The organism is Caballeronia glathei, from assembly GCF_000698595.1.
Taxonomy (GTDB): Bacteria; Pseudomonadota; Gammaproteobacteria; order Burkholderiales; family Burkholderiaceae; genus Caballeronia; species Caballeronia glathei.
In genome coordinates this window covers 1-14,572 of the sequence record NZ_JFHC01000060.1, presented here as the reverse complement: position 1 = coordinate 14,572, position 14,572 = coordinate 1, and the positions used below count along the sequence as shown (strand labels likewise).

The window sequence follows — 14,572 nt, the reverse complement described above, 5'->3', positions numbered from 1 at the left end:
TCCGGCGCAGTCCCGGAAAAACCAACCGCCTGCGGTGTCGGCCGAGAGGCGTTCGGCGGGGTGCATCGAACTTCATATGAAAGATCGCGCGTGCACCCTTGGGCGAATGAAGAGCGCACTTAACGACTCTGGTGCAGCACGCACATCGCATCCTTCAAGGCACGGCGATGAAGCCGACCGACGCGACAATGCCCGTTTGACCATCATCGCGATTGCGCAGGCTTGCCATGCCATCATATCGGTTCACGATGGCCTGCACGATCGAGAGCCCGAGGCCGCTACCCTCCGTCTGGGTGTTCGCGCGGAAAAAGCGGTCGAATACGCGCGGCAATAGCGCCTCGTCGATGCCCGGCCCGGTATCGACGACTTCGATCCAGACCATGCTGTCGCGCAGATGCACGCTCAGATCGACCTTGCCTCCATCGGGCGTGTAGCGGATCGCGTTGCTCACCAGGTTGCGTAGCGCAATGCCGATATCCGCTTCGTTTGCACGCACGTGGGCGCTTGTCATCTCCTCGGCGCCGATGTCGATGCCGCGCTTCATCGCGATCGGCAGGACTTCTGCCACGACTTCGACGACTACTTTCGATACGTCGACGCGAGTCAGCGTATCGGGCTGCAATGCTGCATCGGCGCGCGCGAGTCGCAGCAATTGCGCAATGAGTCTGCCACTGCGAGTGATGCCGCTTTGCAGTTCACCAAAGCGCTCCCGATTGCCGGGCGCGATATGCGGCTGGAGATTGTCGGCCTGCAATTGCAACGCGGTGATCGGCGTGCGCAATTCGTGCGCGGCGTCGGCGATGAACTTTCGTTCGGTCTCGATGGATTGCGCGAGACGTTCGATCATCATGTTGATCGAAGCGATGAACGGGCGAATCTCGGTCGGCACGCCGGATGTCGACAGCGTCTTGAAATGCGTCGGGTCGATGGCCTGCACCTGCGCGCCCAGACTCGTCAGGCGCCGCAGCGCGCGCCGGACCACGAGCAGGACGGCAATCCACACCAATGGCACCAGCACGATCATCGGCCAAAGCGTATTCATCGAGCGCGCTTCCGTGAGTTCATGCCGCACGCGGGAGCGCTGCGCAACCTGAATCACCATGGAAGGTTCGCGCAGCGTGTAGATGCGCCAGTTCTCCCCGTTCACACTTCTCGTCGCGAAGCCCGGCTCGGCATCGCGTGGCAAGGCCAGCGAAGGTTCCGTCGAACGATACGGCGATGTCACGCCTTCCTTCCAGATCGTGACGACGATATCGCCCTCGGGTTGCGAACCGCGCGCGGCGATGGTGGGCAACGAATCGGCCAGTCCACTGCTGTAGAGGCGTGTTGCGGCCTGCTCGAGCCGCAGATCGAGCAGCGCGCTCATGCCCGCTCTGGATAACTGGTAGGAACTGATGCCCTGCACCACGCCGACGACGCTAACCAGCACGCACAAGGCGAGCACGAGTTGATTTCTTAGCGATCGGATCTTGGGCAGGAACATGTGTATGCAGTACGTCATCCGAAGCGGGATGTGAACGGCAGGTGAGACGCCATGGGAGCAACCGTGCATCGCCCTTGTCGTCGCGAGCCGATTCTACACCGGTCCCGGATATGCTCTTCCCAAGCGCAACGCCTGTTGATGCTGCTCATCGTATTGCCGGGTGCAACCGTTGCCAAAGCAGATCGACCCACCCCGGACAGTGCAAGGAGCCACGCGTAACCGGCCCTGTCTTGGCTATTTTCGGCAACGGAATAGGCAACGGCATAGACGGGCGCGAGCAATCATGCGTGATCTCGAGGCACGCATCTCGCTTTTTCGTCAAATTGCTCAGATCAATAAGCAGCACTGGAAACATGAGCGCTCTCCTTTGTTTGAGCTCCTTGCCGCCAACCGCACTTTTTCCTTGCGGGACCGAAACAGCCCGACAGGTATACGGCGACCTCACTGATCGTCACTGTAGCTGGCGTGAATGAGCGCAAAATGAGCACCGGATTGGTGCGATGCACCTCGCTTACGAACGGGCCGCGAACACCGGCGCTTAGGAAGGATCGCTTACCCGGGCAGACGGTTCGAAGGTGACGCAGCGAGGACTCGGGCGCCCGGCGTTCGGCAACAACGTCGACAACCAGCCTTCCAACACGCTGCTTTCGCGGCAGATGCGGCGGCGACGACGAATGTAGATGGAAAAATCCGGGGGCTCGATGCGGGATCGTCAAGCGGCGGCGCCAGATACGGCGAGCGGTCCCGTTCAAGGGCCTGTAATGCAGCGCGAAGCCCGTGCGAACCGGCCTTGTCGAGAATACGTTCTTTGGGTCGTTGTCGTTTGGTCACGACACTTGTGAGGCACGGTGCCGAGGAACCTGCGCACTTTTGAAGCATCGCGCTACTGCCTTCAGGCAGTTGGCCGTGCGGAGCGTCGCCATGCGCCGGGCGTGACCCCCATGCGTGGTGTAAAGGCCCTTCGGAAAGCCGCTATGGACTGGTACCCGACGAGTTCAGCCACGGATTCGGTGCCGAGCGAAGGGTTCTTGAGAGCGTTGGCTGCAATGCTCATTCTGATGTCTGCCAGCATCCGGGCGGGCGAGCCGACAGGCGATTCGAAGCGCGACGCGCTCGTCGCGTTTGTTAGCAAGCTGCAACTGAGCAGGGGCACGCTCTCGCAGTCGGACTTCGAGGCAATTCGTGCAGCGCAATACACGGAGACGCAGTTGGCAGACATTTCACTTGCGATCGCACTGACAATCTTCACCAATACGTTCAATCGTATCAACGACACCACTGTCGATTTTCCGCCGGTGAAGTAATCAGCAAGTCGGGGCGGGCGTGAGCGCTCGCCCGCCTGAATCGTGACTACGAGCGCCGACGGTGCTTACCCGATTTTCACCGCGGCCCTTCATTTGTCCCGAGGACGTCATTCGTCTTCTGAACGCGGGCCTTACGCTGACAAGCATATTGTATGCAATTGCATAACTTCTTGTTGTGGCGATGTAATAAGCTGCTGGCGCGGGCGTTGTCTGCCGCGATGACATCTGCCGCGATCGCGACCCGGTTCTGTGTTCAGGCATGCGGCGAAGAGGCTTACTATGAACAGCGACGCTACTTCTCACGGTGATGCGCCTGAGCGCCAACCCGATGCCGGGACAGAAGGCACGGGTGAATTTGCATTCGAGGAACAGACGCCACAGGGCAATCCGCGCTTCGGCCAGATGTTTCCGGTGCTGACCGATTCCGAAATCGAGCGTGTACTCCGGTTTGGCACGTCTCGCAGCTACGCTGCCGGCGAAACGCTCTACCGGGCAGGCGGCGCAAGCCCCGGCATGTTCGTGCTGTTGTCGGGGACGATACGCTACGTCCGCCGGGATGGAATGGGCCATCGCGGACTGCTTCGCGCCAGGGTGCAACGGGGCGAGTTCACCTCCGACATCGGCATGCTCTCAGGCAAGCGGGGCCTGGTCGATGCGGAAGTGATGGAAAATGTCGAGGCACTGGTTATTCCGCCCGATCGGTTACGCGCGCTGATGATCGCCGAAGCCGAGCTTGGCGAAAGGATCATGCGCGCGCTGATCCTGAGGCGTGTCGCGGCCATCGAGCGCGGACAGGGGGCGGTGCTCGTGGGCGCGCCCGACGATGCCCGGCTAGTCGCGCTTCAGTACTTCCTGCGTCGAAATGGCCATCCGCACATGACGCTTGACGTACATGATGCAGAGGCCATCGCGCTGCTCGAGCGCCTGACTCCCGCGAGCGGCGACATGCCCCTCGTTCTGTGCGCGAACGGCACCATGCTGCGCAATCCGGATGAGGCACAACTGGCATCCTGCCTGGGCCTTATTCCGGAGTTCGATCCTGCACACATCTACGATCTCGCGGTGGTGGGCGCCGGGCCGGCCGGGCTCGCGGCGGCCGTGTACGCGGCGTCGGAAGGTTTGTCGGTAGCCGTTTTCGATTGCAGGGCGCCGGGCGGCCAGGCGGGTACGAGTTCGCGCATCGAAAACTATCTTGGTTTTCCGACTGGAATTTCCGGTCAGGCGCTGGCGGCCCGAGCGTTTAATCAGGCACAGAAATTCGGCACGCACATTGGAATTCCGCTCGAAGTGAAGACCTTGCATTGCGAACGCTATCCGCTCGCAATCGAGCTTGCCAACGCCCGGCGTATCGCGGCGCGTACGGTAGTGATTGCGAGCGGCGCTGAATACCGGCGTCCGGCGGTGGAAGGACTTGCACGCTTCGAAGGTCGCGGCGTCTATTATTGGGCAACGCCAATTGAGGCACGGCTGTGTCGCAACGAGCCAGTGCTGTTGGTCGGCGGCGGAAATTCGGCGGGCCAGGCGATCGTTTTTCTTGCTTCGCAGGTTGCCCATGTGCATGTACTCGTTCGCGGCCCGGATCTCGCGCGCAGCATGTCGCGATATCTGATCGAGCGCATCGAATCGTTGCCCAACGTGACTATAAACACAGGCGCGGAAATGATCGGGCTGGAAGGTGATGAACGACTCGAACGAGTCCACTATCGGCAAGGCGATGGTCTCGAGCGGCGCCTCGGGACGCATCATCTTTTCCTTTTCATTGGCGCGGAGCCCAATACGTCCTGGTTGCGGACGTGCGGCGTAGTGACGGATCAAAATGGATTTGTATTGACGGGCACCGACGTCGGTGCGGTTGCTGCGACGCGCACCTTGCCGCTTCAAACCAGTGTGGACGGGGTATTCGCCATTGGTGACGTGCGATCGGGATCGACGAAGCGTGTCGCGGCGGCCGTGGGCGAGGGCGCCGCCGTCATAGCGCAGATTCACAGTTTTTTGGCGACGCGCGCTGACTCGGCTGTAATACGCTCAAGGTAGTCACCCGCGCCGCAGCGCCCCTGCGTTTGCCTACGCGAAGTCACTGCGGCCAACCTCATGAAGTGAGGCAGGTTGATTGCGGGCAGGTCTGACCGTAGTGCCGTCCGGCAAGTTCCGGCGCGAGACGCGATCACGGTCGGAACCCGTTTACCGCAGCTTACGGGATCAACTTTTGATGTCTGAGTTGCGACAGCCCGCGGATCAAACCATCGTGAGTGTCCATGCATCCGTTGAATCCGGCCTGTCGAATTTTGATCGTACTCTGCACCGTGTCGTAGTCCATCTTCAGGCAGGCATCGACGAATGGCCATGACGCCAACTTGTGCCAGGGGGTGTCGCGCAGCCTATGGCGTGTCACCATTGATTGCCACAGATCTCCCTTGTCCGCCATTTGATCCACAAGTCGCATTGGTTGCGGAGGAGCGACCTTCATGTCGAAGAAGGTGGCTATTTCCGGCCAGAGGTGCTCCCAGCGGAAGTTGTCGCCGTTCGTCACGTTGAAAATCTCGCCTCGCGCAGCATCATGGGTAATCGCCCACGTCACCGCCTGCGCCAGCACATCTGCGTCGGTTGCTTGCAGCAGCGAGCGCCATGCCCCATTGGTACCGGGGAACCGCAATGGGATCCCTAGTTCCTTGCTCACGGAAGCATAGGCGGCTAGCCCCATCAACAGGTTCATCGGGGAGCCGATACTTGGGCCAAGCACGGCGTCAGGTCGAAGCACTGTCCACTCGTACCCCATCTCGACCGCCTTTCGTTGCAGGAGGTCCTCTTGATCGTTATAGAAGATGGGCCCCATGAAGCGTGGGTCTCGCTCTTTGGCGGGCGTTTTGTAGGGTCCGAGATGAGCACCATAGGATTTCCCGCCACCGATCAGGACGACACTGCTCAATGGGGATCCAGCTTGCCGGAGACGGTCGAGCGCATTGGCAAGCATGTCGACGTTGGGACCCACAGTGGCCGCCATGCTTTCGCGCTCGACGTACGCACAAAAAACCATCGCCGTGACATCAGACAATTTCGTGAGGTCAGCGTTCGGGCTTTCGGTATCGAGCAAGTCGGCCTGGATATGCGGAGGCGCGACGCGCCCGTCCACCAAATGTGTTGGGGCTGGCGAACGTCCGACGGTCGTGATCCGCCAGTCGGGCATACCCAGAATGTGATTTACGACTCCGGTCCCGACCACTCCATAACCACCGACAACGAGAAGATGCTGCTGCGGGTTCCCTGTTTTCACGCCTGTTTTCATGCCTGTTCTCTCCCAAATGAAGGCTATCGGCATCGTATGTCCGCAGCAGTTGATACACTAGCCATCTCATAGGGACATCACTATTGATTTGAGGTAACCAATGAGACGCGAAGTAAATCGCGCTGACGAAATGGCCGTATTCGTCAAGGTGGTGGACCTGGGCGGTTTCGCAGCCGCCGCGCGAGTACGTGGCCTGGCTCCGTCCGCGGTTAGCCGAATCGTCTCCAGGCTTGAACGCAGACTGGGGGTCGCGCTTTTGCGCCGCTCGACTCGACGCATCGCGCTGACTCCGGAAGGCGAACGGTTTTACCGTCGCTCCCAGGCTGTTCTTGCAGATCTGGACGCCGCTGAACGCGAGGCGTCAGGGGGCGCCCTTCCAATCGGCCGCGTACGAATATGCAGCTCAGCGAGCTATGTCGCGCATGTGCTGGGCCCCCTCCTGCCTGATTTGCTTCATCGACATCCCGGCCTGTCCATCGACATCGTGCAAAGCGATGCCTTGAGCAATCTCATCGCGGAGGACATCGATATCGCGGTGCGTGCGGGCCCCATGCCGGACTCATCGCTTGTCGCACGGTCCCTTGGAGCAACGCGCCTCATTCTGGTCGCGACCCCGCGGTGGGCCGAGCAGTACGGCAGGAAAGGTGCCATAGAGCCCAACGGCTTGATCAGCTTCACCTATGCGCGTGCAGCCGACACCTGGCTACCGGCGGCCAGCGACGAATCCGCTCGTGTTCGCATCAACGATGGTGAAGGCATGCGCCAACTGGTTCTTGCCAGTGTGGCTGCTGCTCGCCTAGACGAGTTCACCGTTCGGGAAGACCTGGCCGCAGGACGCCTGGTGCGACTCGACGACGACCGGCATCCGGAGGCGCTAGACAGCTTTCATGCTGTATGTGTCGGGAAATCTGGGGTTCTTCCCGCGCGCGTTCAGGTGATACTCGACTATCTGAGTTGCAAGGGACGCGTATGCTGACCTGCCAAGACTGCGTTCGACGTTGGAGGTCATCGTGCATATGCTTCTACGTCAGGATTGATAGGCTGCGGGCTATCGTCGAGAACATACTTCGCGATCGAAAATCTCATCAGGCTTCCCGTTTTGAATAATCGCATCATAGATATGTTTGGGGACGGCTGAATACAAGCTCAGGCCGCCATCCGCATACCGGACTTCCAGCATCCTGGCGGCGCCTTCGCAATTCACGGAATATATTTTTGCCCATGGTGCGAAGCAACGTAGTAAGCGGATCAATAAATCTAAACCCTTGGCAGACAAGACTGCGGCCGCGCCCGAAGGGAAACGGCTTCTCCCGCCTATCCCGAAAGGCTTCCAAATCTATGCGTCGAACGCAAATAGAATGGCCACATCGCGACTGTCTAGCGGCGTCCCTTTCAGGGTGAACGTACGACGGTCGTTTCTCACCGAACCCCTGCGGGCGTGTCGAGAGCGCCCACGCGCGGCGGGTTTTCAGCGGATGGACGGTTCGTCGCGCACTAACGGTGTGCCTCGAGCGAGAAGGTCGGGTGCCGATGTCATGCACGACAAGGAATTCGAAGCCATCAGGGCAGCCTGAAAGCGAGGGATGACGCTGGCAAAGGACTGCGTTGCCTGAAGCGCACGCCTGCGGACGAACGTATGTATTTCCAGACGCTTGGCTTCGGCCTCAGCTCACGCGGTGTTGAGGGGCAAGGGGCCAGTGACGTGGCACACAGACTTTCCCACCCGATTTCATGATATTAGGGGAGCAGTCGCCGCGTCTTCACGCAAACGGGGCTGTGCGGTGTGCCCGGTCAACGTAATCACATTCGTGGTGAACACGAAGTGACGTTCGTCGCGCTGACAGTCTGCCGGAATCCTCCGTCCCGAAGACGCCGGCGTTGCCGGGAAAGATGGCGAGGGAAGGATGCACGACCGATACAGGTTGTTCATCAGGATCGGGCCGTCCTCGACGGCCCGTCCCTGGCTCGGTCGAAGGGCGACCTGTTCGGATTGGTCGTTGATTGCGGCTTTTTTGTCAGGGACATGCTGGAAATGCGCAGTCGAGTTATGTTGCAAAACCAGTAAACTAACTGCCGGGATCGTGCGCTCGCGCGTTCCAGCGTTTGAACTTTCAGGAGGGAAGGGTCGTGGCTAACGAAAAGATGCTGGCGCAAATGGCGAAGAAGCAGGGTTTCATCGCCGCTCTGGATCAAAGCGGCGGTTCGACGCCGGGTGCTCTACGGCAGTACGGGGTTCCGGATGACGCCTACAACGGCGACGCCGAGATGTTCAAGCTGATGCATGAAATGCGCGTGCGCATCATCACCGCGCCTTCGTTCACAGGAGAGAAGGTGATCGGCGCCATTCTCTTCGAAGCTACCATGGACGGTCAGGCGAACGGCAAGCCGGTGCCCGCGTTCCTGTGGGAAGAAAGAGGCGTGGTGCCGTTCGTCAAGGTCGACAAGGGCCTTGAAGCTGAAACCGACGGCGCGCAGATCATGAAGCCGAACCTTGGCCTCGATGCCCTGCTGGAACGCGCGGTCAAGCTCGGCGTCTTCGGCACGAAGATGCGTTCGGTGATCCACCAGGCGAACGAGAAGGGCATCGCCGCCGTGGTGGAACAGCAGTTCAAAGTGGGCGCTCAGATCATCGGACACGGTCTCGTGCCGATTCTCGAACCCGAAGTATCGATCAAAAGCCCGGACAAGAAGGGCGCGGAAAAGATTCTGCGCGATGAATTGCTCAAGGGCCTGGACGCGCTGCCCGAATCGAGCCAGGTGATGATCAAGCTGACCATCCCCGATGAAGCGGACTTTTATCGTCCGCTGATCGAGCATCCGCATGTCGTTCGCGTGGTCGCACTGTCGGGCGGCTATGCGCGCAGCGATGCGTGCAAGCGCCTGGCCGGGAACCACGGCATGATCGCGAGCTTCTCGCGCGCGCTCATCAACGAACTGAAGAAATCGATGAGCGATGACGAGTTCAACTCGACGCTCAAAGACGCCATCGACGAAATCTACGGCGCGTCTGTGGAGAAGGTCTGACGCCTCGACGACGATGAGGCCAAAGCCATGTGCCCGGCCTCTGCGCAAAAGAGATCACGGCAACGCCGGGCGAGTCAATTCCAGCAATGGGATTCCGGCCGGTTGCAAGTCGCATGCAGCCGGTCATTGTTGCAGTGGAGCCGTTGTGGTGGGAGCCGCCATGAATACCAAACAAGGTAAAAAGGGACATCTCGAGTCTGCCGCATCGCATCACGAGCAAGCAGCGCGATTTCACCGGGAGGCAGCGCAGCATTACGAGGCGGGCAAGGATTACGATCATGCGGCTCATCAGGCGGTGTTGGCGCACGGCCACGCACTGCATGCGATCGACGAGGCCAGTGTTGCCGCCAAGCATGCAGGCGCTCCATCGCCGGCGGGGTCCGTTGAAAGTGGCCTGACTGCCGCGCAGCATCATGCAGCGGCGTCGGAGCTTCATATCCAAGCGGCGCAACATCTGCGGCGCGCGGTGAAACTCTTCGATGCTGACCGCAGCGCGGTCGCTCACGAGACGCAGCTGGGGTTTGCACTTGCGTTACGGGCGGTGGCGCATGGCAACGAAGCGGCCAAGCAGCATGTCACGTCGCTGCGGGAAAAAGGCGCGTCTTGATGTCGTTGACTTAGCGGCGGGGCGCAATTGTCGTTTGGCTGAAAGCGGGCGACACCGCCTGAGCAGCGCTGCTTTGCTGCCATAAATCCAATGGATTAGGTAGGATAGGACCCACCAACATGGTGATACGAGTATTTCCATATGTTTGTACATACAAACTCGTTCGGCCATTCCCGGGGACCGAGGGCGCTCGTGACGCTGGTCCCTTTCCTGTATTTCCCGACCGCCCTGATCCAGCGAGGAGCGGTGTCGGAGCCTTCGCATTCGTCACGGCGACAGTGCAGGAGTTCGCCGTCGACAGTAACGATGCGCTACCCGCGATATTAATGCCGCCGCCCCGTATTGCGGGCAGCAAGCGTTGCTCGCGCGCGAGGTTCACCGCGCGGCGTATATCGGCGACGCCCGCACAGCAGACAATCACTGCGGGACGCCGGTCAATCATCGCATTCGAGATCGCTCGCGCTTCGTGATAACCGGCATCGTCCGGCACGATAACCTCTCTGCGCATGGCGGCCGTCATATCTTCAATTGCATCTTTCGACATGGTCGGCAATGCACTCCTCCACCCACGATGATCACCGCAGCCTGGAGCGCTTCATCAAAGCGCGCCATCCGCACCGGACTTCGCGATGATTGCGTCTTCGGAAGGACTTGCTCCAGAAACGCCGATGCCGCCCACAACGCGACCGTTGATGAGCACTGGAACGCCTCCTTCCAGGATGCCATTCAGTAAGGGCACCGAGAGCCGGGCGACGCGACCGCCGTTGATCATGTCTTCAAACATCTTTGATTCCCGGCGACCCAGTGCGGCGGTGCGGGCCTTCTCCATTGCAATGTACGCGGTGATCGGTGCAGCGTCGTCCGTGCGCTCGAGTGCGAGAGGGTGTCCTCCATCGTCAACCACGGCGATGCTGACTGTCAGCTTCTTATGTGCTGCTTCTGTGCGTGCAGCAGCCATCACAGCGGCAATCTCGGAAGATGTCAATACGTCCTTTGTCTGCATATCAAAGCTCAATCGGAAGGGGAGATCATCCATGAGGAACAGTGGCTACGACAGAGCATCGACACTTTGATCCGATTCGGTCCACCGGGCGATGAGAGGTGGTCTCCGGATCAAGGTGTCATCATATTGGTTAGGGCTCTTACGAGCCACGTTCCTTCCTGGGAAAACAACTCGTTCCATTGTTTATTCCACTCAGTAGTCTGAGAGATGGCCCCGCGCGGACAGGAGCGAGGCCTGAGTGGATGGAACCCTTCGCGCCGTCGATCGACGCGGTAAAGAAGTACGTCGTGTCGAGCACCCTGAACCGGGTCGATTGGAACGCGGAGCTAGTGCGCGGGGATCCAGGGAGCGGCGTTCAGCAACTCAAGCGAGAGCCGGGTAAGGGACTGTTCGTGCGGGGGCGTGAAGCTCCCGCTGGCCTTGGCGGAGTCGGGATTGATCGATGAGTACGCATTCGTGGTGCAGCCCAGGCTAGCAGTGTTATCCGAATGCCGTCCCGGTCAACACTTCACAGGCCTGCCATAGACGTCTGGCATCGGCTTCGTTCCATGCCAGAGACGCAACCTTTGCCGGTCCCACCCGTTCGCCGCGAGTCTCGAACAGGCCGAGCGGCCCATAGTAGCCGCCGTCGACGACATCGGGCGCGGTCGCAGCATAGAGCGTCGGAAGCGCGCCGGTCAGATCGCTGTTGAACAGGGCACCGATGAGGCTGCTCAGGACGGATCGGGCTGCGCGCGCTGCGGCTGAACGGCCGCCACGGAACAGGTTCGTATTCGCCACGCCAGGATGAGCGGCAACCGACATCACGCGCGATTGCGCCACGCGCAAGTACCGATTGAGTTCAAACGAAAACATGAGGTTGGCCAGTTTCGACTGCCGATAAGAGGACATCGGTCCATAGTGACGCACTGCCTGGAGGTCTTCGAAGTTGAGTCGACCCGTCTTGTGTGCGATAGAGGCAATCGTTACGACGCGAGGTCGTTCCGGTGAATTATCCGCGGCTGCTTCGAGCGCCGGCAGCAACAGGGCGGTCAGCGCGAAATGCCCGAGCACGTTAGTCCCGAACTGAAGTTCAAAACCGTCGGTTGTTTCGACGCGCCGGGGAGGCGCCATGATTCCAGCGTTGTTGATGAGAATGTCCAGCGGACGGCCTAGCGCGAGTTGGCGCTCGGTAAAGGCGCGCACCGATGCGAGACTGGAGAGATCGAGCTGTTCGAGTTGCAATCGTGCTCCAGGCAATTCCCTTTGCAGGCGAGCAATTGCGTCTGTGCCGCGCCGCTTGTTGCGGCATGCGAGAACAACTTCCGCGCCCTGGCGAGCCAGGATGGCGGCTGTGTGATAACCGATGCCGCTGTTCGCACCGGTGATGATGACGCGCCGGCCATTCTGAGGCGGGATGTCATCGAGGCTCCACTGTTTGCTCATGTGATTCGCTGGTTGCGAGGGATGACAACAGGCAGAAGCCTGCAAGATGGCGATGGTACTAGAGCACCCGTGCCACGCTGAGGGCCTGTTCGAAGCGTACGCGCTTTTGGCGTGGCGTCTGTTCGGGTTGAATGCGGGATTGCTCCAGGTCCATTGAAGCGCAGTCACTTGTTGGCCATTCCTTACGCTGGTTAATACTGTCAAACGGTCCGCTCGCCATAGCGGAGCCGCCATTTCTGGCCTAACTTTTTTTAGCCGACGGTGGCTCAGTCCAGCGTTGAGCGCTGGCTTCGTCGTATGCATCCAGTGTGTCGCGCGCGGCCACGCTCGGTTTTTCCCGCGTCGGTGCATCGTTTGCTTTGCCCGCAACGGGAATGAGCCACGAGCTAAGCACGGCAAGCACCGCGATCACGAGGAAACCCCAAAAGCTCAAGTTCAGAGCGTGATACAAGACCACGCGAACGTCCTGGCTGCTAGCAAGCTGAGCAAGCCCCGTGGGCTCATTAAGAAGATTACGAAGTTTTATGGCCAGATCGCCACTGTCGTAGTGCGTGATTCCCAGATTGAGAATGGCGCCGAGCGCGGCGGCACCCAGCGTATTGCCGAGGCTGCGCGAAAATATGATCGAGGCGGTAGCGCTTCCGCGCATTGACCATTCGACACTCTCCTGAACCAGTACGATGCCGGTTATGCTGACCAGTCCCATCCCAAAGCCCATCAAGAATGACGCCGCTGCGGCAATTGCGGGATGACTGTGCGGCGTCAGGAACAAGAGAAGGACAGCCCCGAATGGAAAAGCCAGGCTGCCCACACGCACGCTGTGGCGGATGCCGAAGTATTTGAAGAGTCGGCTCGAAAGGATAACGGCAAGCGGCCATCCTACGACAAGCGAGGTCAAGGTGAGACCCGCCGTGATGGGTGAACGGCCAAGCACGCCTTGTACATAGATTGGCAGGATTGTCGTAAGTCCGATCAATGCCATGCCGGCAAGTAGCGTCGCGGCATTGCTGGTCGCGATGAGACGACGAGCCCACAGGTCGATCGAAATGATTGGCACGGCGACACGCCTCTCGTGCAAAACGAACAGTGCTCCAGTCACGAAAAACAAAAGAGTGAGACCGGTGAGCACCCAGAAGCCCGATCCTTCCATTTCCGTGAGTATGACCAGCAGGGAAACGATTGCCACTGAAAAGAGGAGGGCGCCAGCATAATCGATCCCGACGCGGCGACGCTCCACTTTCTCGCGCAGAAATAGCGAGAAGCCGATGATCGTGAACACGCCGAATGGCAAATTGATCCAGAAGATCCATGCCCACGAGATTCGGTCGATGATGATGCCGCCGGCGAGTGGCCCGACGACCGCCGAGATAGCCCAGACTATAGCAATCATGCCTTGTGCCTTGCCACGTTCGTCCATCGTGTACAGATCCCCGATGACCGTCATCGCCACGGGGTAGATGGCACCCGCGCCGAGTCCCTGCAGCACACGGAAAGCGATCAGCGAAGGCATCGACCAACTGAAGCCGCACAGCAGAGAGCCCGCGAGGAACAGCAATATCCCCGCCAACAGCACTGGCTTACGACCGAACAAGTCCGAGAACTTTCCATAGATGGGGGTCGTGGCCGACTGTGCGAGCAGAAAGGCAGCAAATACCCAGCTGTAATAACCGAAGCCGCCGAGTTGGCCGACGACATGCGGCATGGCAGTTGCCACGATAGTCGCCTCGATTGAAACCATGAATGTCGCCAGCATGATCGTGCCAAGGATCAGTGAGCGCTGCGTAGCGGAAACTGAATTTTGCATGCTGGTTCACTAAAATTCGATTCGGCCAACCGCGTCGAGCACAGTACGGAGATTCGCCGCGCTTCCTCTACCAAATGCGCTTTCGAACCTGTCCTGTGCCATCTGCCAGTAGACAGTCGACTCCTGCAGCTTTTTCAGGCCCCTCGGTGTCAGACGCACGATTTTCACTCGCTTGTTGTCCCGGGCGGGCTTCACCGAAACCATTCCGTCTCTTTCCAGAGGACGGAGGTTATGAGTTAAGGCACTTCGACAGAGCACAAGCTGTTCGGCAAGTTCGCCCATCGTGGGTGAGCCCTCACGTTTGATGCAAGAGAGAATCGACCGTTGGGTCGCTTTCAAACCGCAGGGTGCCATGTAGGTGTCGTACAGCAGCGAGACGTTCCGCATGGCTCTGCGCAACGCGGTCGCGTTGCAACGTCCACCTTGCGTCATCGGCTCTCTCTGAAGAGCATGCTCGTGATCGCTCATCTCAGCTTCAACCCACAACGTTGCGCGAATGCCTAAGAGCAAATTTATACATGCATATGCACACCTCCGCAAGATTGAATATTCAACTATCGATCGCTTTTCCCATAGCTGTCTTGCGCTTGGATGTCGATGCATGCTTCTTTCGCGTAAGCGTGGCGCCAGCAACGTCTT

The 14,572-nt window shown here is 59.6% G+C and carries 12 protein-coding genes; 5 read left to right on the top strand and 7 right to left on the bottom strand.

From position 1 onward, the window contains the following. Positions 1 to 154: 154 nt before the first annotated feature. Positions 155 to 1,483 carry an ATP-binding protein gene (locus BG61_RS28805; RefSeq protein ID WP_035924296.1) on the bottom strand — a complete coding sequence of 443 codons (1,329 nt, stop codon included), beginning with the start codon at positions 1,481 to 1,483 and terminating at the stop codon, positions 155 to 157. A gap of 892 nt (positions 1,484 to 2,375) precedes the next feature. After that, entirely contained in the window at positions 2,376 to 2,531 is a 156-nt protein-coding gene (locus tag BG61_RS44185; RefSeq protein WP_241486496.1) for a helix-turn-helix domain-containing protein, read from the bottom strand. On the opposite strand from BG61_RS44185, the gene BG61_RS44180 reads away from it, so the two are divergent. Continuing rightward, entirely contained in the window at positions 2,458 to 2,787 is a 330-nt protein-coding gene (locus BG61_RS44180; RefSeq protein WP_241486497.1) for a carboxymuconolactone decarboxylase family protein, read from the top strand. The genes BG61_RS44185 and BG61_RS44180 overlap by 74 nt on opposite strands. A gap of 279 nt (positions 2,788 to 3,066) precedes the next feature. Further along, the gene (locus tag BG61_RS28795; RefSeq protein WP_035924298.1) at positions 3,067 to 4,821 is read left to right on the top strand and encodes an FAD-dependent oxidoreductase; all 1,755 of its coding nucleotides are present in this window, start codon (positions 3,067 to 3,069) and stop codon (positions 4,819 to 4,821) included. 157 nt (positions 4,822 to 4,978) lie between these two features. Here BG61_RS28795 and BG61_RS28790 read toward each other — a convergent pair whose 3' ends face one another. Beyond that, positions 4,979 to 6,070 (bottom strand): SDR family oxidoreductase, encoded by a 1,092-nt coding sequence (locus tag BG61_RS28790; protein ID WP_035924325.1) that lies wholly within the window; start codon positions 6,068 to 6,070, stop codon positions 4,979 to 4,981. A gap of 100 nt (positions 6,071 to 6,170) precedes the next feature. Between BG61_RS28790 and BG61_RS28785 the strand changes: the two genes are divergently transcribed. The 3 genes from BG61_RS28785 to BG61_RS28775 all read left to right on the top strand — a co-directional run bounded on the left by BG61_RS28785 (position 6,171) and on the right by BG61_RS28775 (position 9,701). Beyond that, a complete protein-coding gene (locus BG61_RS28785) occupies positions 6,171 to 7,046 on the top strand; it encodes a LysR family transcriptional regulator (RefSeq protein ID WP_051672841.1) in 876 nt (291 codons plus the stop codon). Positions 7,047 to 8,197: 1,151 nt separating this feature from the next. Further along, complete coding sequence (locus BG61_RS28780; protein ID WP_035924303.1) at positions 8,198 to 9,094, top strand: fructose bisphosphate aldolase; 897 nt, start codon at positions 8,198 to 8,200, stop codon at positions 9,092 to 9,094. 160 nt (positions 9,095 to 9,254) lie between these two features. Further along, positions 9,255 to 9,701: a hypothetical protein gene (locus tag BG61_RS28775; protein WP_035924305.1), complete on the top strand. Its 447-nt coding sequence runs from the start codon at positions 9,255 to 9,257 to the stop codon at positions 9,699 to 9,701. Positions 9,702 to 10,299: 598 nt separating this feature from the next. Here BG61_RS28775 and BG61_RS28770 read toward each other — a convergent pair. The 4 genes from BG61_RS28770 to BG61_RS28750 form a co-directional block, all read right to left on the bottom strand. Further along, positions 10,300 to 10,704 (bottom strand): GlcG/HbpS family heme-binding protein, encoded by a 405-nt coding sequence (locus BG61_RS28770; protein WP_035924328.1) that lies wholly within the window; start codon positions 10,702 to 10,704, stop codon positions 10,300 to 10,302. 480 nt (positions 10,705 to 11,184) lie between these two features. Then, entirely contained in the window at positions 11,185 to 12,129 is a 945-nt protein-coding gene (locus BG61_RS28760; RefSeq protein ID WP_035924307.1) for an oxidoreductase, read from the bottom strand. Positions 12,130 to 12,370: 241 nt separating this feature from the next. Next, the gene (locus BG61_RS28755; RefSeq protein ID WP_035924310.1) at positions 12,371 to 13,933 is read right to left on the bottom strand and encodes an MDR family MFS transporter; all 1,563 of its coding nucleotides are present in this window, start codon (positions 13,931 to 13,933) and stop codon (positions 12,371 to 12,373) included. A gap of 9 nt (positions 13,934 to 13,942) precedes the next feature. After that, positions 13,943 to 14,401: a MarR family winged helix-turn-helix transcriptional regulator gene (locus BG61_RS28750; protein ID WP_051672840.1), complete on the bottom strand. Its 459-nt coding sequence runs from the start codon at positions 14,399 to 14,401 to the stop codon at positions 13,943 to 13,945. Positions 14,402 to 14,572 lie beyond the last annotated feature (171 nt).